Here is a 17458-nt window from a genome sequence, read left to right as displayed (position 1 = left end):
GCTCTGTGTGGAACGACGCTCGCACCATCAACCTGATCGCCAACACGCTGGCCGTGCTGGCGGTTGCGGTCATGCTCGCCTGCGGCGTGGCATGGGTGGCGCAACGGCCCTACTTCACGCTGGCGGCCATCGAGCTCGAGCCCATGCCGGACAGCGAGCTGCATTACGTGTCGCCGGGTTCGGTGCGGGCCTCGATCGCCGGCCGTTTCCGGGGCAACTTCTTCACGATGGACCTGGACGAGGCCCGCGAGGTGTTCGAGTCGGTGCCCTGGGTGCGGCATGCCACGATCCGGCGCATCTGGCCGAATACGCTGCGCGTGCGCATCGAGGAGCAGCAGCCGCTGGCGCTGTGGAACGAGAACCAGATGATCAACACCTGGGGCGAAGCGTTCACGGCGAACACGGGCGAGCTGGACGACGACTCGGACCTGCCGCAGTTTTCCGGTCCGGAAGGCAGCCAGGAACTGGTGGTGCAGCGCTACGCCGAGCTGGCGCGCTGGTTCGCGCCGCTGGACCTGCGCGTGAAAGAGCTGGAACTGAGCCCGCGCTATGCGTGGCGCGCCAAGTTGTCCAACGACCTGCTGCTGGACCTGGGACGCGATCCGGCGGCCGACGCGCCGGACCCACTGGGCCTGCCCGGCGCGCTGCCGTTCGCCGCCCGCATTCAACGATTCGTGCAGGCCTGGCCTGCCGTTGCCACGCGCCTGGAAGGCCGCACGGTGACGCAGGCCGACCTGCGTTATCCGAACGGCTTCGCGCTGGCGCTGGCGCCGCTGCCCGAACCGCAATCTCATACGAAACCACCCAAGAAACGATAACGCCATGACTCGTGACATCAAGGACCTCATCGTCGCGCTCGACATCGGCACCAGCAAGGTGGTCGCGGTCGTCGCCGAAATCCTGCCGGAAGGCCGATTCGAAGTGCTCGGCCTGGGCCAGCACGAATCGCGCGGCATGCGCAAGGGCGTGGTCGTCAACATCGAGACCACCGTCAACTCCATCCAGCGCGCGCTGGAGGAAGCCGAGCTGATGGCCGACTGCAAGATCCGCGACGTCTACACCGGCATCGCGGGCAGCCACATCCGCAGCTTCAACTCCAGCGGCATGGTGGCGGTCAAGGACAAGGAGGTCACCGCCACCGACGTGGCGCGGGTGATCGAGACGGCCAAGGCGGTCAACATCCCGACCGACCAGCAGGTGCTGCACGTGCTGACGCAGGAATTCATCGTCGACGGCCAGGAAGATATCCGCGAGCCCATCGGCATGAGCGGCCTGCGCCTGGAAGTGCGCGTGCACATCGTCACCGGCGCCGTCAGCGCCGCGCAGAACATCGTCAAGTGCGTGCGCCGCTGCGGCCTGGAAGTACAGGACCTGATCCTGCAGCCGCTGGCCTCCAGCCTGGCCTGCCTGACGTCCGACGAGAAGGAACTGGGCGTGGTGCTGGTCGACATCGGCGGCGGCACCACCGACGTGGCGATCTTCACGGGCGGCGCGATCCGCCATACCGCCGTGATCCCGATCGCCGGCGACCAGATCACCAACGACATCGCGGCCATGCTGCGCACGCCGACGCCCGACGCCGAAGAGATCAAGCTGCGCTACGGCGTGGCCAAGCAGGTACTGGCGCGCCCCGAAGAGGCCGTGGAAGTGCCCGGCCTGGGCGACCGCGGCCCGCGCCAGGTCAAGCGCCAGGCGCTGGGCGCCGTGATCGAGCCGCGCGTGGAAGAGCTGTTCGGCCTGGTGCAGCAGGTGGTGCGCGATTCCGGCTACGAAGACCTGCTGGCCTCCGGCGTGGTGCTGACGGGCGGCACCGCCCAGATGCCCGGCATGATCGAGCTGGCCGAGGACGTCTTCCTGAAGCCGGTGCGCGTGGCCGTGCCCGAATACGAAGGCAGCCTGGCCGATGTGATGCGCAATCCGCGTTTCTCCACCGTGATGGGCCTGCTGCAGGAGGCGCGCATGCAACGCCTGCGCGGCCGCAAGGTGGCCGCGCAGACCGGCAACTTCAAGTCGCTGCTGCAGCGCATGAAGGAATGGTTCATGAATTAGGGAACGGTAGGCCTTGCGGCCCGCCGGAGGCCTGCCCACGAAGGCAGGCCCGAAGGAGGCGCTTCAAACCCGTAGCGGGCAACCCGGCCGGCTTCTGCTTTGAAGCGATTCACAAAAATAGGCAGTAATCGGGAATTTTGTGATTTGCAATTCTGACTTGTGAGGGAGTCATCATGATGAATTTCGAGATGCTTGAGAACAACACCAAAGGGACCGTGATAAAGGTCGTTGGTGTGGGCGGCGCGGGCGGCAATGCCGTGGCGCACATGATTCGCAGCGGCGTGAGCGGCGTGGATTTCATCTGCGCCAACACCGATGCGCAGGCACTGGCGGCGACCAACGCACCCGTGCAGATCCGCCTGGGCCGCACCGGCCTGGGCGCCGGCGCCAAGCCCGAGCAGGGCCGTGCCGCCGCCGAGACGGCGCGCGAAGAGATCCGTTCGGCCCTGAACGGCGCTCACATGGTGTTCATCACCGCCGGCATGGGCGGCGGTACGGGTACGGGCGCCGGTCCCGTGGTCGCGGAAGTGGCCAAGGAACTGGGCATCCTGACCGTGGGCGTGGTCACCAAGCCCTTCACCTTCGAAGGCAACAAGCGCCTGAAGATGGCGGAGGACGGCATCAACGAACTGGGCAAGCACGTCCACTCGCTGATCGTCGTGCTGAACGAAAACCTGTACGAACTGATGGACGAGGACGCGACGCAGGAAGACTGCTTCAAGTCCGCCGACGACATCCTGCACAACGCTTGCGCGGGCATCGCCGAAATCATCAATGTCGAAGGCAACGTCAACGTCGACTTCGAAGACGTCAAGACGATCATGGGCGAGCAGGGCCAGGCCATGATGGGCACGGCGACCGCTTCGGGCGCCGACCGCGCCCGCGTGGCCGCCGAAAAGGCCATCGCCTGCCCGCTGCTGGAAGGCGTGGACCTGAACGGCGCGCGCGGCGTGCTGGTCAACATCACCGCCAGCCGCTCGCTGAAGATGCGCGAAACGCGCGAAATCATGGAAACGATCCGCAGCTACGCTTCGGACGACGCCACCGTGATCTTCGGCACCGCCTATGACGAAACGATGGGCGAATCGCTGCGCGTGACCGTGGTCGCCACGGGCCTGGGCCGCGCCGTCGCGCGTCCGCAATTGGTCCAGAGCACCGAAGAGGCCCTGCGCACCGGCACGGACAACCTGCCGCTCGCCGGCATGATGGCCGGCGCTGGCCAGCAAGGCGGCGACTACCGCAACCTGGACATGCCCTCGGTGATGCGCAACCCGCGCAGCCAGGCCTCGGCCCAGGTGCGCGCGCTGGAAAGCTCGGGCATGGATCACTTCGACATCCCGGCCTTCCTGCGCAAGCAGGCTGACTGATCCGGCTCCCCGCCGAGGCCCTTCCGGGCTAAAGTAGTACCTCCCTCAACTCCGGTCCGTCTTCCCGAGGCGGACCGGACGCGGAGCTGCCAGAAGAATAAAATGGGGCCACAACGCCCGCTGAAACCATTTCGTCGTATTACAGACAAATGGCAAGGGTGGTCCTCCCGGGTTACAATGTTTGTCTCTTGCTGGCTATCCTGCTGCATTGCGGGAAGCGAGCCCAGTTGATCTCATAAGACATGTTCCGACAGCGCAGCATCCAGAACCTCGTTCGCACGACCGGTGTGGGCGTCCACTCGGGTCGCCGGGTCGAGCTCACCCTGCGTCCTGCCGAAGCCAATACCGGCATCGTCTTCCACCGCGTCGACCTGCCCCAGGTCGTCGACCTTCCGGCGCGCGCCGATGCGGTCGGCGATACGCGCATGGCCTCGGTGCTGCAGCAAGGCAACGTGCGTGTCTCCACGGTCGAGCACCTGATGTCGGCGCTGGCCGGCCTGGGCATCGACAACCTGCATATCGATCTCACCGCCGAAGAAGTTCCGATCATGGACGGCAGCGCCGCCACGTTCGTGTACCTGTTGCGCTCGGCGGGCATCGTCGAGCAGAACGCGCCCAAGCGCTTCATCCGGGTGCTGAAGCCCGTCGAGATCCGCGAAGGCGAGGGCCGCAACGAGAAGTGGGCCCGCCTCGAGCCGCACGAAGGCTATTCGTTGGCGTTCTCCATCGATTTTCGCCATCCCGCGATCGACTCCACGGCCAACTTCGCCGAAATCGACTTCGCCACGCATTCCTATGTGCGCGAGATCGCTCGCGCCCGTACCTTCGGCTTCGTCAACGAAGTCGAGGCGCTGCGCTCCATGGGCCTGGCCCGTGGCGGCAGCCTGGACAACGCCATCGTCATGGACGAGTACCGCGTGCTCAACAGCGACGGCCTTCGCTACGACGACGAGTTCGTCAAGCACAAGATCCTGGACGCCATCGGCGACCTGTATCTGCTGGGCAAGCCGCTGGTGGCGCGTTACGTGGCCTCCAAGTCGGGCCACAGCCTGAACAACCAGCTGGCGCGCGCGCTGCTGGCCCAGCAGGACGCCTGGGAATTGGTCAGCTACGAATCGCAGGCCGACGCGCCGCAGGCGTTCCGCCACGAGTGGCAGCTCGCCTGATGCGCTTCGGCGCGGGCCTGCATTGACTCTTGCGCGGCGTCCCGCGCAACGCTTTTCATACGCGGCATGGCAAAAGGCCCGGTACTTCCGTTACCGGCGGCCGCGCTATTTTTCCTTGTGATGCCGCAGCAGTCGGGCGATGGCGTCGGCCAGCGGCCCGGGGCGCACGTTCTGTCCCAGTTGCTCGAAAGCCTCCAGGGCTGACCCGGCCAGCGGCTGTGCCAGCTTGGGCGGGCGGGGCGCTTTTGCCCCAGGACGGGGCATCCCGGCTTGAACCTTCACGTTTATTTCGTTAAGGTTCCAGCCTTGTGCGGACAGTGTCTGCGCGATGCGCGGCGCCAGCTGACGCAGCTTGGCGGCATGCGCCGGGCCGGGAACGGCCAGGTACAGGCGCTGGCTTTCCATCTTGGCGACCACGCACACCGCGCCCAGGCCGGGCGGCAGAATCGCCGCCACGGCATGCTGGATCTGCAGGTGCACGCGCGCCGTGGCCAGTACGCCAGCGCCGCGGGTGTCCGAACCCAGCCAGCCCAGGGCGGTTTCGCCAGAGCGGCGGCTGGGCCGGGAACGCGAAGGGGGTGAGGCAGGTCTGACCATGCCGGCTCGAATTACAGGATACACACCTTGAAGATCGTGATTATGCACGCCCGGGGCGAACACAACGGGCATCTCATCCTGGAAGGCGTCCGTCTGGCCGCCATCCTGGGTGTGCTGCTGGTCGCCGCGGCGGTCTTCGGGGCCTCCCTGCAACGCTACCTGGCGCAGTCCACGGTCACCTCGGGCGGCATGCCCGACTACGCCGGCACGCCGCATCCCGAACGCGAAGCCGCGTTCCTGCGCGACACCGTCAACATGCTGGCCGCCAAGGTCGGCACGCTGCAGGCCCGCCTGGCCAGCATCGACGGCATGGGCAAGCGCGTGGCCGAAGTGGCCGGCGTGGCGTATACCGATCCCGAACTGGCCGTGGCACCCGCGATTCCCGCCCATCCCCAGGCCTCCGAGGTCATGGATGAACTGTTCACCGACCGCCAGCCGCCCAACGTCGAATCGGCCGAGGCCCTGGGGCGCCAACTGGATGAACTGCAGGAACGCATGACGCAGCAGTCGGACACGCTGCGCATGCTGGACGTGGCGCTCACCCGCCGCTCGGCCGACCAGGCCCGCCTGCCGACCACCTCGCCGGTCGTCGACTTCCCCTATCTCAGTTCCTCCTATGGCTGGCGCACCGATCCCTTCACCGGGCGCTATGCGATGCACGAGGGCCTGGATTTCGCCGCGCCCACCGGCACGCCCATCCTGGCCGCGGCGGGGGGTGTCGTGCTAGAGGCCAGTTTCCAACAGGGCTACGGCAACATGGTCGAGATCGACCATGGCGATGGCCTGATCACCCGTTATGCCCATGCTTCCAGCCTGACGGTCAAGCAGGGCGACCTGGTCGAACGCGGCCAGGAAGTGGCCCGCGTCGGTTCCACCGGCCGGTCCACCGGCTCGCATCTGCACTTCGAGGTGCGGCTGGCTGGCCAACCCCTCGATCCGCGCCTGTTCCTGGGCGCACCCCGCGTGGCCCCGCCGTCCGTCGCACAAGCCACCGCTTCCGGTTCGGCCTCGTCCACCGCCCCGCCCGCCACGCGCTGAGGCGCGCACAGCCGTGCCTGGGCTGGTTTGTTGCAGGTCATCAACACCCAGGTGCGTTACACTCGATCGTTTCCCGGCGGGGTCCGTCCCGCTCAACCGCACGCTCATACAAGACATGAGGCGTCGGCCAGTGCCCTTGGCGCGGCCGCCGTCCGTGCCGACGACGACAAGCATGGTTTCTCTGCTCAAAAAACTCATAGGCAGCCGCAACGACCGGCTGCTCAAGCAGTACCGCAAGCTGGTCAACCAGATCAACGGCCTGGAGCCGAAGATCTCTGCGCTCTCCGACGAAGAACTCGCCGGCAAGACACAGGAGTTCCGTAGCCGCGTCCAGCAGGGGACCTCGCTGGACGACCTGCTGCCCGAGGCTTTCGCCGTGGTGCGCGAGGCGGGCAAGCGCGTGTTCGGCATGCGCCACTTCGACGTCCAGTTGCTGGGCGGCATCGCGCTGCACAACGGCAAGATCGCCGAAATGCGCACGGGCGAAGGCAAGACGCTGATGGCCACGCTGCCCGTGTACCTGAACGCGCTGTCCGGCCGCGGCGTGCACGTGGTCACGGTCAACGACTACCTGGCCCGCCGCGACGCCGAAAGCATGGGGCGCCTGTACGGCTTCCTGGGCCTGACCACCGGCGTGGTCGTGCCGCAGCAGGCCAACGAAGAGAAGATCGCGGCCTACAAGGCCGACATCACCTACGGCACCAACAACGAGTTCGGTTTCGACTATCTGCGCGACAACATGGAGTACCGCGCGGAAGATCGCCGCCAGCGCGGCCTGTCGTACGCCATCGTCGACGAAGTCGACTCGATCCTGATCGACGAGGCCCGCACCCCGCTGATCATCTCGGGCCAGGCGGAAGACCACACCGAGCTGTACATCCGCATGAACACGGTGCCGCCGCTGCTGACGCGCATGGCTTCCGAACCCAAGCCGCACGAGCCCGAGCCCGAAGGCGACTACTGGGTCGACGAGAAAAGCCAGCAGGTGCACATGTCCGAGGCCGGGCACGTCCATGCCGAGGAAATCCTGTCGCGCGTGGGCCTGCTGCCTCCGGGCGAGTCGCTGTACGATCCGCGCCACATCGCGCTGATGCACCACATGATGGTGGCCCTGCGCGCCCACACGCTGTTCTTCCGCGACCAGCAGTACGTGGTGCAGGACGGCGAAGTCATCATCGTCGACGAATTCACCGGCCGCCTGATGGTGGGCCGCCGCTGGTCCGATGGCCTGCACCAGGCCGTCGAAGCCAAGGAAGGCGTGCGCATCCAGCACGAGAACCAGACGCTGGCCTCGATCACCTTCCAGAACTACTTCCGCATGTACGACAAGCTGTCGGGCATGACGGGCACGGCCGATACCGAAGCCTACGAATTCCAGGAAATCTACAGCCTGGAAACGATGCTGATCCCGACCAACCGTCCCATGATCCGCAAGGATCAGAACGATCAGGTCTTCAAGACGGCGCAAGAGAAGTACAACGCCATCCTCGAAGACATCCGCGACTGCCATCAGCGCGGCCAGCCCGTGCTGGTGGGCACCACCAGCATCGAGAACTCGGAACTGCTGGCCGGCCTGCTGAACAAGGCGCGCCTGCCCCATGAGGTGCTGAACGCCAAGCAGCATGCCCGCGAGGCCGAGATCGTGGCCGAGGCCGGCAAGCCCGGCCACATCACCATCGCCACCAATATGGCGGGCCGCGGCACCGACATCGTGCTGGGCGGCAGCGTCGACAAGCAGGTGGCGCTGATCCGCGCCGACGAATCCCTGTCCGAGGCCGAGCGCGAAGCCCGTATCGCCAAGGTTCGCGACGACTGGAAGCCGCTGAACGAGCAGGTCAAGGCCGCCGGCGGCCTGCGTATCATCGGCACCGAGCGCCATGAATCGCGCCGTATCGACAACCAGCTGCGTGGCCGTGCCGGCCGCCAGGGCGATCCGGGTTCGTCGCGCTTCTACCTGTCGCTGGAAGACTCGCTGATGCGCATCTTCGCGGGCGACCGGGTGCGCGGCATCATGGAGCGCCTGAAGCTGCCCGAGGGCGAGCCCATCGAGGCAGGCATGGTGACGCGCTCCATCGAGACCGCGCAGCGCAAGGTCGAAGGCCGCAACTTCGACATCCGCAAGCAGTTGCTCGAGTACGACGACGTCTCCAACGACCAGCGCAAGGTGCTGTACAGCCAGCGCAACGAGGTGCTCGAAGCCTCGAACATCGGTTCCACGGTCGAAAGCCTGATCGACGGCGCCGCGACCGAACTGTTCCGCTCGTTCATCCCGCCCGAGTCGGTCGAGGAGCAGTGGGACGTGGCCGGCCTGCAGCAGGCGCTGGCGGGCGACTGGAATCTCGAGCTGCCGCTGCTGGACATGGTCGAGAAGGAACCCAACCTGACCGACGAGGAACTGCTGGCGCGCGTGATCGAGGCCGCGCGCGCCGCGTATGCCGGCAAGGTCGCGCTGGTGGGCGCCGAATCCTGGGGCCAGTTCGAACGTTCGATCATGCTGCAGTCGATCGACACGCACTGGCGTGAACACCTGTCGTCGCTGGATTACCTGCGCCAGGGCATCCATCTGCGCGGCTATGCGCAGAAGAATCCCAAGCAGGAATACAAGCGCGAGGCCTTCGAGCTGTTCTCGGGCATGCTCGACCGCATCCGTTCCGACGTGGTCCGTGTGCTGATGACCGTGCGGGTGCAGTCGCCCGAACAGGTCGAGCAGGCCGCCGAGGCCGAGCCTTCGCACATGCAGAACGTGCAGTACCACCACTCCGACTACGATGAGGCGCTGGCCAATGCCAACGCCGATGCGCCGGCCGCCGCGGCGCCCGCTCGCAACGTCGTGCCGAAGGTGGGCCGCAACGATCCGTGCCCGTGCGGCAGCGGCAAGAAGTACAAGCAGTGCCATGGTCAACTGACCTGACAGGAGAAGCCGCCATGCTGCACGCCGTGGGACGAACCGAGTTCGATCATGCCGTCATCATGGTGCGCGACCGCCTGCGGGAACTGGCGCCGCACTACGAGCGCCAGGGATTCCTGCTCAGCGAGACCTCGGTCCACAACCTGGGGTCCTGCAACCGGCTGATCGCGCTGGAAGGCACCTACATCGAGCTGCTGGGCTGGCCGCCCGGCGCGCCGCCCGCGCGCAAGGAAATCGCCGACTCGCCGTTCGGGCTCGAGGCCCTGGTATTCCGCACCTACGACGCCGAGGCCACCTATCAGCGGCTGCTGGCGGCGGGCTTCGCCGTCAATCCGGTCCAGGAGCTCACGCGCGCGGCCCAGGTCGATGGCGAAACCGTGCAGGCGCGGTTCCACACGGTGCGTTTCGCGCAGCAGCCGATTCCCGGCATCCGCATGTATTTCTGCCGGCATCTCACGCCGGAGTGCGTGTGGGTGCCGTCCCTGATGGACCATCCCAACGGCGCGCAGGCCATCCATCGCATCGATGCCCGCGCGGCGCAGGCCGAACAAGTGGCCAGGCGGTTGGCCCAGGTGGTGGACGTGCCGGCGGAACAGGCCGCTGGCGGCTGGGATCTGCAACTGGGCAATCTCAAGATGCACGTGGCGCGGGATGTTGCCGCCGTCACGCCGGCGTTGTCCACGCTGACGCTGGCCAACCGCAGCGGCGCGCATTACACGCTGGATACCGGCCTGTAAGTCAGGCGGCCTGCACCAGATGGTTCACGCCGCTGGCGATGTCCGCCTCGGCCACGCCGTAGATATGCAGGGATATCGCGACGTCGTCGCTGGCGTTGCCCAGGCGATGGATCTGTTGCAGGCCCGGTGACGCCGTCACGATGTCGCCTGCGTGACGTACCGCCTGGCCACAGGCCTGGGCCTGCCGGCTGGCGGGATCCCAACGGTAATGCGTTTCCGACAGATCGCCTTGCAGCACGCGGTACGTGCACCAGGTCTTGTGGCCATGCACGGGGCTGAACTGCCCGGGGCGCCAGATCAGATACGCGATGGTGAAACTGCCGTGCGGATCGGCATAGGCGACATGGCGCGCGTAGCGTTCAGGACAACCTTGGCGCAGGGCTTCGGGCAGGCCGGCCAGCGCCTCGACACCGGCATCCGCCACGCTGGCATTCAGCTCGCGCAGCAACGCCTGCGCGGCGTTGCGCTGGGCAGACTCGACCGAGGCGCACAGGGCTTGCAGCGCAGCAGGGGTGGCGGACAAGGACATGGAAGAGATCGAAGGCAAGAGGGGGGCGGGACGCCGCCGGGTGTCTTCCATGCTATGCCCCTCGGGCCGGAATGGCTTTGCGTAATCCGGGGCGATGTGGTCCGGGATTGGAAAAAATTTCCTCTCCTGGCCTGCTTCCGCGCTTTTGGCCCGCGGAACGTGTTTGAATCACGCCAGTTGCGTGCCGGCGGGCGCGGATCGGCACGGCATGGCGCGGCAGCGGCCGGTCAAGCGCCCGGTGGACGCGGATTCATGGAAAGGGCAAGATGACGCCCGCACGGACCGCAGTCATGCGGCAGGGCCGTCGCCGCCATTCCGCCGGCGCATTTCGGGCGTTGCCTATCAAGGAAAGAACTGTGGACCAGACGGATCTAAAAATACTCAGATTGCTGCAGAAGGACGCCACCTGCTCGGTCGCGGACATCGCCGAGCAAGTGAACCTCTCCGTCACGCCGTGCTGGCGCCGTATCCAGAAGCTGAAGGACGATGGCGTCATCGCCCGGCATACCGTGCTGCTCGATCCCAAGTCGCTGGGGCTGAACCTGACCGTGTTCGTCACGATCAAGACCAGCCAGCACAACGCCAAGTGGACGCAGAGCCTGGTCGGCGCCGTGACGTCCCTGCCCAACGTGGTCGAATTCCACCGCATGGCGGGGGACATCGACTACCTGCTCAAGGTCGTGGTCGAGGACATGGCTGCGTACGACCGTTTCTACCGGCGCCTGATCGAGACGGTGGACCTGCTGGACGTCAGCGCCAGCTTTTCGATGGAAGTCATCAAGAGCACCACCGAGTTGCCGCTGAACATCGCCTGAGCAGGCCTGCCGCCAGGAAAAATTTTCCCGATCGGCCGGGTCCGCCGCGCTTGTCTTGCGTCGGGTCCGCGCCACAGGGGCTCATCCCGCAATCTTTTTCTCCGTCGACAGGCGTAGCATTATCGACATTCTTTTCGGGTATGAGGTCCAGGCAGGATCATGTCGTCGGAAGTGGCAGCCGCACGCAGCGGCACAGCATGCGCGTCGTCGTCGGTCGAGGCGCTGCTGGCGGATTGGAACGGTATCGACGACATCTGGGTCTTCGGCTACGGATCGCTGATCTGGCGACCGGGTTTCGCCTGGCAGGAGCGGCGCCTGGCCACCGTGCGCGGCTATCACCGCTCCCTGTGCCTGTGGTCGCATGACCATCGAGGCTCCCCGGACGCGCCGGGCCTGGTCTTCGGCCTGGACCGTGGCGGTTGCTGCCGGGGCGTGGCCTTCCGCGTGGCGGCAGCCGACGTCATCGCCGTTTTCCATACGCTATGGCAGCGCGAAATGCCCAACGGCGCCTATGTGCCGCGCTGGCTGGCCTGTTCGACCGAGGCTGGCCAGGTGCGCGGGCTGGTGTTCCTGCTCAACCGCGGATGCAGCCACTATGCGGGCGAGATCAGCGAGGACCATCTGATGGCGTCGGTGCGCCGCGCCGTGGGGCAGTCGGGCGCCTGCCTGGATTACGTCATCGAAACCGAACGGGCGCTGCGCGCCTGCGGCATCGACGATGGACGGCTGGGTGAACTGGTGCGCAAGCTGGGTGGCGCGCTGCAGCCGGCGGCCGCCTGAGCCCGGTGCAATACCCCGCCCAGGCCTTGGCCGTCTGGGCTTTTAAACTGTCCAGCCTCTTGGGGGGCGGTTCAAATCGCAGGCGCCCTCTATATTTGCAGGCTTGGCCGGCCCCCGCGGCTTCTACAGCAGGAACACCGTCGCCAATCCCAGGAAGATGAAGAACCCCAGCGAATCGGTGGCGAAGGTGAGCAGCACCGATGAGCCGATGGCGGGGTCGCGGCCGAAGCGCGCGCGCAGCATGGGCACCAGCACGCCGATGCCGGCGCCCACCAGCATGTTGCAGATCATGGCCGCCATCATCACGAAGGCCACCGCGAACGAGCGCGAGATGATCCAGGCGAACAGCGCGGCCATCAGGCTGCCGCACAGGCCGACCATCAGGGTGATGGTCATTTCGCGCTTGACCAGCGGCCACAGGTTGCGGCCGGTGATGCGGCCCATGGCCAGGGCACGGATGATCATCGTCATGGTCTGGTTGCCCGAGTTGCCGCCGATGCCGGCGACGATGGACATCAGGAAGGCCAGCACCACGATGTGGCTGACGGTGTCCTCGAATTGCGAGGCCACGAACGAGGCCGTGGCCGCGGTACAGATGTTGAACAACAGCCAGGGCGCGCGGTTGCGCAGCGCGCTGAACATGGGGGCGAAGATGTCCTCTTCCTGCAGGCCGGCGCGCGACAGGGCCTGTTCCTGCGAGTCTTCGCGCATCACGTCCACGACGTCGGCGATGGTGACGCGGCCGATGAGGCGGCCCTGGTCGTCGATCACGGGGGCCGACACCAGGTCGTAGCGCTCGAAGGCGCCGGCGGCGTCCGCATCGGAGTCCAGCGGGTTCAGCGTGAGGAAATCGGTGTTCATCACGCCAAGCACTTCGGACTCGGGGTCGGTGACCAGCAGCACCGAGATCGGCAGCACGCCCTGCAGCTTGTCCTGGCGGTCGACCACGAAGATCTGGTCGGTATGGTCGGGCAGCTCGTGCAGGCGGCGCAGGTAGCGCAGCACGACTTCGAGCGTGACGTCTTCGCGCACCCGGACCATCTCGAAGTCCATGATGGCGCCGACGCTGTCCTCGGGGTAGCCCATGGCCTCGAGCAGTTGCGCGCGCTCTTCCTCGGTCAGGCCCTTCTGCACCTCGGCCACCACGTCGGGCGGCAGGTCGGGCGCCAGGTCGGCCAGCTCGTCGGCATCCATGTTGCCGGTGGCCTTGACCAGGTCCTGCCGGTCCATCGCCTCGATCAGCGATTCCCGGACCCAGTCCTCGACTTCGAGCAGCACGTCCGCGTCGTGCTCGGAGCTGACCAGGTTCCACACCAGCTGGCGTTCTTCCTTGGGCAGCGATTCGAGGATGAACGCGATGTCCGCAGGGTGCAGGTCATCGACCAGGGCCTTCAGTTCGGCGGTGTGCTGGCGATGCACCAGGTCTTCGACCAGCGTGGCCTTGGCGTCGCCTTGCTCCTGGCGATGCACCAGGTGCTCGACCAGCATCTGGCGGCGCAGGCATTCCTGCACCGCGGCCAGGGCGTGCTGGGCGTCCTCGGGGTCGAGCCGGCGAGGCGCGGCGGCCGGTTTCTGCGCGACGGTTTCGGTCATGCTGGTTGCTTCAGATCGTGGGCAGGGGGCGGCTGCGGCGGGCTTCGTCGGTGGCCACGTAGGTGAGGGTGGCCTCGGTCACCTTGACGACCTCGGCGTCCAGGCGCTGGCGTTCGGCGTAGACCTCGACCGACACGGTGATGGAAGTGGACCCGGTCTTCACGATGGAAGCGTAGAAACTGAGCAGGTCGCCGACGAAGACGGGCTGCTTGAACTGGAAGGCATTGACGGCCACGGTGGCGACCCGGCCGGCGGCGCGCCGCGCCGCGGGGATGGACCCGGCGATGTCGACCTGGGCCATGATCCAGCCACCGAAGACGTCGCCATGGATGTTGGCGTCGGCCGGCATGGGCATGACGCGTAGAACGGGATCACGGCCTTCCGGCAGCCGGATCAGGGAGTGTTTTGCGGGGGAGGTCATGCGGCCGGCTCCGGAGCGGGAACCGGTCGATTATGCAGGAAAAACGTGAACGCGGTGCGGCAGTGCACACCGCGTTTCTTACAGGATCTGTCGGTTTGCCGTCAGCTCGAAATGGGCGCCGTTCAGACCGCCATCTTGACGATGGCGTAGCCGCCGAACAGCAGCCAGGCATACAGCACCGCCCCCAGCGCCAGCACACGGGGGCCGGCCTTGCGGATCTGCGCGAAGCGGGTCTCGATGCCCAGCGCCGTCATGGCCATGGTCAGGGCGAACACGTCGAGCTTGCGGATCGCGGTGACGGCGTCGGGAGGCAGCACGTCCAGCGAGTTGACGATGGCCAGCACCAGGAAGCCCACGGCGAACCAGGGGATGGGCAGCTTGCCCTGGCGCTGACCGTCGGCCTCGCGGCCGGCGGCGCGGCTTCGCAGCCACAGGCCCAGCGCCAGCAGCACGGGCACCAGCAGCGCCACGCGGGTCATCTTCACGATGGTGGCGACTTCGGTGGTGGCCGGATCGATGTTGCTGGCGGCGCCCACGACCTGCGCGACTTCATGCACGGTGCCGCCGATGTAGATGCCCAGCGCCTGGGTGTCGAACTGCAGCCAGCCGGCGTGATAGAACACCGGGTACAGGAACATGGACAGGGTGCCGAACAGCACCACGGTGGCCACGGCCACGGCGCTTTTGTGCGGGGCGGCGCGCAGGGTGGGCTCGAAGGCCAGCACGGCGGCGGCGCCGCAGATGGCGCTGCCGGCCGAGGTCAGTATGGCGGTGTCGCGGTCCAGGCCCAGCAGCCGCTGGCCCACGAAGGCGCCGATCGCCAGCGTGCTCAGCACCACGGCCACCGACACGGCCAGGCCCGGCAGGCCGACGGCCATGATCTGCTGGATGCTGATGTTCAGGCCGTAGAACGCGACGGCGATGCGCAACAGGCGCCGCGCGGTGAAGTTCACGCCCACGCCCCACTCGGCGGGCATGGTGCCGCGCAGGAAGTTGCCGTACAACATGCCACAGACGATCCCGACGACCAGCGGCGAGAAGCCCAGGCTGCGGATGGCGGGCAGGCTGGCCAATTGCACGACGGCACCCGCCATCAACGCAACGAACAGCACGCCGTTGAGTTTGTCGCGCCAGGGGGTGGGAGTGGGGAGGGGGAGCGAGGCGTCCATGTGCTGGTTCTGCTTATATCCAAATTACTTATTGAAATATTAAAGTCCGCGCTATTATCTGAAAAATGGTTATTCCAGATAGCTAATATCTGAAATCCCGATATCGTCGCTTTCTGTCATTTCTGCCATGACGCCAGACCAGTTGCTTACCTTCGCCTGCGTGGCCGACACCGGCAACATCAGCCGCGCCGCCGGCCTGCTGCACCTGTCGCAGCCCGCCGTCTCGGGCCAGTTGCGCGCCCTGCAGGACTGGTTCGGCGAGCCGCTGTACCGCCGCCAGGGCCATGGCATCGCGCTGACGGCCGCCGGCGAGCGGCTGGCCGAACAGGCCCGGCTGCTGCGGCAGATCTACCTGCGGGCCCAGGCCGAGCGCGATGCCTGGCGGGGCCTGGATGCGGGCGTGCTGCGGCTGGGGGCGAGCACCACGCCCGCCAGCTATCTCTTGCCCGGACTGGTGGCGCGTTTTCACCAGCGCTTTCCCGCCGTGGGCCTGCACCTGTCCGACGGCAATACCCGGCAGATCGTCGAGCGCCTGCCCGAACTGGATCTGGCGTTCATCGAGGGCGACGTACCGGCGGGCCTGTCGGAAGGCACCGCCGTGCATGCATGGCGCGAGGACGAGGTGGTGGCCGTGGTGCGCGCGGATCACGCGTTGGCAAGGCAAGCCGCCGCCACGCTGCCCGACCTGGCCGCCTGGCCGCTGGTGATGCGCGAGCCCGGGTCCGGGGTGCGCCAGTTGGTGGAGCGGGCCTTCGCGGCCGCGGATCTCAATCCCGAGGCCGCGCTGGAGCTGGCCGGGGTCGAGGGCGTGAAGCAGGCCGTGCGCGCCGGCCTGGGCGTGGGTTTCGTATCGGCGATGTCGATGCGCCACGAAGACGGCTCGCTGGCCGTGGTGCGCGTGTCGCCGCGCGCGCTCACCCGTCGCCTGAGCATCCTGGTGCCGCACGCGGACACCGCCGCGCGCGCCGCCCGGCGGTTCCTGGACAGCTGCCTGGCGTTCGACGAGAAGGACGGTGGGGGGTGAGGGCGCCGCGTGTGCGGCCGCTCACCGCTCGCGCGCCAGCCAGCGCGTGGCCAGTTGCACCCAGTACGTGGCGCCCAGCGGCAGCACTTCGTCGTTGAAATCGTAGCTGCCGTTGTGCAGCATGCAGGGTCCCATGCCGTGGCCGATGGTGCGGTGCGAGCCGTCGCCGTTGCCGATCCACACGTAGCAGCCCGGCCGTTCCTGCAGCATGAAGGCGAAGTCTTCGGCGCCCATGGTGGGCGTGACGTGGTCGTTGACGTTCTCGGCGCCGACGATGTCGCGGATGACCTCGGCGCAGAATGCCGATTCCGCCGGATGGTTGATCGTCGGCGGATAGTTGCGGTCGAACTGGAATTCCATCGTGCAGTCGAGCGCGGCGCAGGTGTGCTGCGCGATCTCGCGCATGCGGCGTTCGATCAGGTCGAGCGTTTCGAGCGTGAAGGTGCGCACCGTGCCGCGCATCTCGGCCACGTCGGGCACCACGTTGTCGGCGCTGCCGGTGTGGATCTGCGTGATGCTGAGCACGGCCGCATCCTGCGGATCGCGGTTGCGCGTGATGATGGTCTGCAGCGATTGCGCCAGTTGCACCGCCGCCATCACCGGGTCGACGCCCAGGTGCGGCATGCCGCCATGCGCGCCCTTGCCGTGGATGACGATGCGGAACTCGTTGGACGAGGCCATGATGGGGCCGGACGTCAGGCCGAAGTGGCCGGCCGGCACGCCGGGCCAGTTGTGCATGCCGAACACGGCTTCCATCGGAAAGCGCTGGAACAGCCCGTCGTCGATCATGCGCTTGGCGCCGCCGCCGCCCTCTTCGGCAGGCTGGAAAATCACGTATACGGTGCCCGCGAAATCCCGGTATTGGGACAGGTATCGCGCGGCGCCCATCAGCATGGCGGTATGGCCGTCGTGGCCGCACGCGTGCATCTTGCCCGCGTGCCGGCTGGCGTGTTCGAAGGTATTGACCTCTTGCATGGGCAGCGCATCCATGTCGGCGCGCAGGCCCACCGTGCCCTGGCCGGGCTGGTTGCCGCGGATGATGCCCACCACGCCGGTGCCTCCCAGGCCGCGGTCGATCTCGATGCCCCATTCCTGCAATTTGGCCGCCACCAGGTCGGCCGTGCGGAACTCTTCGAATGACAGTTCGGGGTGGGCGTGGATGTCGCGGCGCAACATGGCGAGATCCCGTTGCCAGGTCACGATGGGGTCTAGCAGGTTCATGATGGACTCATGGAGTAGAAGGCCGACTCAAGGGTATCATCAAT

The 17458-nt window shown here is 66.8% G+C and carries 16 protein-coding genes; 10 read left to right on the top strand and 6 right to left on the bottom strand.

Annotated elements, in window-relative coordinates; all coding sequences use genetic code 11:
- Positions 1 to 5 precede the first annotated feature (5 nt).
- The 4 genes from A6745_RS03470 (at position 6) to lpxC (ending at position 4582) form a co-directional block, all read left to right on the top strand.
- Positions 6 to 818 (top strand): cell division protein FtsQ/DivIB, encoded by an 813-nt coding sequence (locus A6745_RS03470; RefSeq protein WP_066123548.1) that lies wholly within the window; start codon positions 6 to 8, stop codon positions 816 to 818.
- 4 nt (positions 819 to 822) lie between these two features.
- Entirely contained in the window at positions 823 to 2049 is a 1227-nt protein-coding gene (ftsA, locus tag A6745_RS03465; RefSeq protein WP_066123541.1) for a cell division protein FtsA, read from the top strand.
- 173 nt (positions 2050 to 2222) lie between these two features.
- Positions 2223 to 3416 carry a cell division protein FtsZ gene (ftsZ, locus tag A6745_RS03460; RefSeq protein ID WP_066123532.1) on the top strand — a complete coding sequence of 398 codons (1194 nt, stop codon included), beginning with the start codon at positions 2223 to 2225 and terminating at the stop codon, positions 3414 to 3416.
- A gap of 242 nt (positions 3417 to 3658) precedes the next feature.
- Positions 3659 to 4582, top strand: a complete 924-nt coding sequence (lpxC, locus tag A6745_RS03455) for a UDP-3-O-acyl-N-acetylglucosamine deacetylase (protein ID WP_066123529.1) — start codon at positions 3659 to 3661, stop codon at positions 4580 to 4582.
- Between the two features lie 105 nt (positions 4583 to 4687).
- Here lpxC and A6745_RS03450 read toward each other — a convergent pair whose 3' ends face one another.
- Positions 4688 to 5179 (bottom strand): flagellar hook-length control protein FliK, encoded by a 492-nt coding sequence (locus A6745_RS03450; protein ID WP_066123526.1) that lies wholly within the window; start codon positions 5177 to 5179, stop codon positions 4688 to 4690.
- A gap of 42 nt (positions 5180 to 5221) precedes the next feature.
- On the opposite strand from A6745_RS03450, the gene A6745_RS03445 reads away from it, so the two are divergent.
- The 3 genes from A6745_RS03445 to A6745_RS03435 all read left to right on the top strand — a co-directional run bounded on the left by A6745_RS03445 (position 5222) and on the right by A6745_RS03435 (position 9862).
- Positions 5222 to 6217 carry a M23 family metallopeptidase gene (locus A6745_RS03445; protein ID WP_066123789.1) on the top strand — a complete coding sequence of 332 codons (996 nt, stop codon included), beginning with the start codon at positions 5222 to 5224 and terminating at the stop codon, positions 6215 to 6217.
- A gap of 172 nt (positions 6218 to 6389) precedes the next feature.
- Complete coding sequence (gene secA, locus A6745_RS03440; protein WP_066123524.1) at positions 6390 to 9128, top strand: preprotein translocase subunit SecA; 2739 nt, start codon at positions 6390 to 6392, stop codon at positions 9126 to 9128.
- 14 nt (positions 9129 to 9142) lie between these two features.
- Positions 9143 to 9862 carry a VOC family protein gene (locus tag A6745_RS03435; protein ID WP_066123521.1) on the top strand — a complete coding sequence of 240 codons (720 nt, stop codon included), beginning with the start codon at positions 9143 to 9145 and terminating at the stop codon, positions 9860 to 9862.
- Between the two features lies 1 nt (position 9863).
- Here A6745_RS03435 and A6745_RS03430 read toward each other — a convergent pair whose 3' ends face one another.
- The gene (locus A6745_RS03430) at positions 9864 to 10391 is read right to left on the bottom strand and encodes a cysteine dioxygenase family protein (RefSeq protein ID WP_066123519.1); all 528 of its coding nucleotides are present in this window, start codon (positions 10389 to 10391) and stop codon (positions 9864 to 9866) included.
- Positions 10392 to 10747: 356 nt separating this feature from the next.
- Between A6745_RS03430 and A6745_RS03425 the strand changes: the two genes are divergently transcribed.
- Positions 10748 to 11206, top strand: a complete 459-nt coding sequence (locus A6745_RS03425; protein ID WP_066123517.1) for an Lrp/AsnC family transcriptional regulator — start codon at positions 10748 to 10750, stop codon at positions 11204 to 11206.
- A 159-nt stretch (positions 11207 to 11365) separates the two neighbouring features.
- Complete coding sequence (locus A6745_RS03420) at positions 11366 to 11986, top strand: gamma-glutamylcyclotransferase (protein ID WP_066123516.1); 621 nt, start codon at positions 11366 to 11368, stop codon at positions 11984 to 11986.
- Positions 11987 to 12109: 123 nt separating this feature from the next.
- Here the strand turns inward: A6745_RS03420 and mgtE are convergent, their stop codons facing one another.
- From mgtE to A6745_RS03405, 3 genes are all read right to left on the bottom strand, one after another.
- Positions 12110 to 13579 carry a magnesium transporter gene (gene mgtE / locus A6745_RS03415; RefSeq protein ID WP_066123513.1) on the bottom strand — a complete coding sequence of 490 codons (1470 nt, stop codon included), beginning with the start codon at positions 13577 to 13579 and terminating at the stop codon, positions 12110 to 12112.
- 10 nt (positions 13580 to 13589) lie between these two features.
- Entirely contained in the window at positions 13590 to 14000 is a 411-nt protein-coding gene (locus tag A6745_RS03410; protein WP_066123511.1) for an acyl-CoA thioesterase, read from the bottom strand.
- A gap of 122 nt (positions 14001 to 14122) precedes the next feature.
- Entirely contained in the window at positions 14123 to 15169 is a 1047-nt protein-coding gene (locus tag A6745_RS03405; protein WP_066123506.1) for a YeiH family protein, read from the bottom strand.
- A 127-nt stretch (positions 15170 to 15296) separates the two neighbouring features.
- On the opposite strand from A6745_RS03405, the gene A6745_RS03400 reads away from it, so the two are divergent.
- Complete coding sequence (locus A6745_RS03400) at positions 15297 to 16193, top strand: LysR family transcriptional regulator (protein ID WP_066123503.1); 897 nt, start codon at positions 15297 to 15299, stop codon at positions 16191 to 16193.
- 21 nt (positions 16194 to 16214) lie between these two features.
- Here A6745_RS03400 and A6745_RS03395 read toward each other — a convergent pair whose 3' ends face one another.
- On the bottom strand, positions 16215 to 17414 hold the full coding sequence (locus A6745_RS03395; protein WP_066123501.1) for a M20 aminoacylase family protein: 1200 nt from the start codon (positions 17412 to 17414) through the stop codon (positions 16215 to 16217).
- Between the last annotated feature and the right edge of the window lie 44 nt (positions 17415 to 17458).

It is taken from the genome of Bordetella ansorpii (assembly GCF_900078705.1).
GTDB classification, from domain to species: domain Bacteria; phylum Pseudomonadota; class Gammaproteobacteria; order Burkholderiales; family Burkholderiaceae_B; genus Bordetella; species Bordetella ansorpii_A.
Note: the sequence above shows the minus strand (reverse complement) of the source record. Positions and strands in the feature narration are given on the sequence as shown.

Excerpts from the sequence above, each read along its gene's own strand:
- A6745_RS03395 (WP_066123501.1), bottom strand. The coding sequence starts at position 17,414 with ATGAACCTGCTAGACCCCATCGTGACCTGGCAACGGGATCTCGCCATG.
- A6745_RS03445 (WP_066123789.1), top strand. The coding sequence starts at position 5,222 with ATGCACGCCCGGGGCGAACACAACGGGCATCTCATCCTGGAAGGCGTC.
- A6745_RS03400 (WP_066123503.1), top strand. The coding sequence starts at position 15,297 with ATGACGCCAGACCAGTTGCTTACCTTCGCCTGCGTGGCCGACACCGGC.
- lpxC (WP_066123529.1), top strand. The coding sequence starts at position 3,659 with ATGTTCCGACAGCGCAGCATCCAGAACCTCGTTCGCACGACCGGTGTG.
- secA (WP_066123524.1), top strand. The coding sequence starts at position 6,390 with ATGGTTTCTCTGCTCAAAAAACTCATAGGCAGCCGCAACGACCGGCTG.
- A6745_RS03435 (WP_066123521.1), top strand. The coding sequence starts at position 9,143 with ATGCTGCACGCCGTGGGACGAACCGAGTTCGATCATGCCGTCATCATG.
- A6745_RS03420 (WP_066123516.1), top strand. The coding sequence starts at position 11,366 with ATGTCGTCGGAAGTGGCAGCCGCACGCAGCGGCACAGCATGCGCGTCG.
- A6745_RS03410 (WP_066123511.1), bottom strand. The coding sequence starts at position 14,000 with ATGACCTCCCCCGCAAAACACTCCCTGATCCGGCTGCCGGAAGGCCGT.
- A6745_RS03430 (WP_066123519.1), bottom strand. The coding sequence starts at position 10,391 with ATGTCCTTGTCCGCCACCCCTGCTGCGCTGCAAGCCCTGTGCGCCTCG.
- mgtE (WP_066123513.1), bottom strand. The coding sequence starts at position 13,579 with ATGACCGAAACCGTCGCGCAGAAACCGGCCGCCGCGCCTCGCCGGCTC.
- ftsA (WP_066123541.1), top strand. The coding sequence starts at position 823 with ATGACTCGTGACATCAAGGACCTCATCGTCGCGCTCGACATCGGCACC.
- A6745_RS03450 (WP_066123526.1), bottom strand. The coding sequence starts at position 5,179 with ATGGTCAGACCTGCCTCACCCCCTTCGCGTTCCCGGCCCAGCCGCCGC.
- A6745_RS03405 (WP_066123506.1), bottom strand. The coding sequence starts at position 15,169 with ATGGACGCCTCGCTCCCCCTCCCCACTCCCACCCCCTGGCGCGACAAA.
- ftsZ (WP_066123532.1), top strand. The coding sequence starts at position 2,223 with ATGATGAATTTCGAGATGCTTGAGAACAACACCAAAGGGACCGTGATA.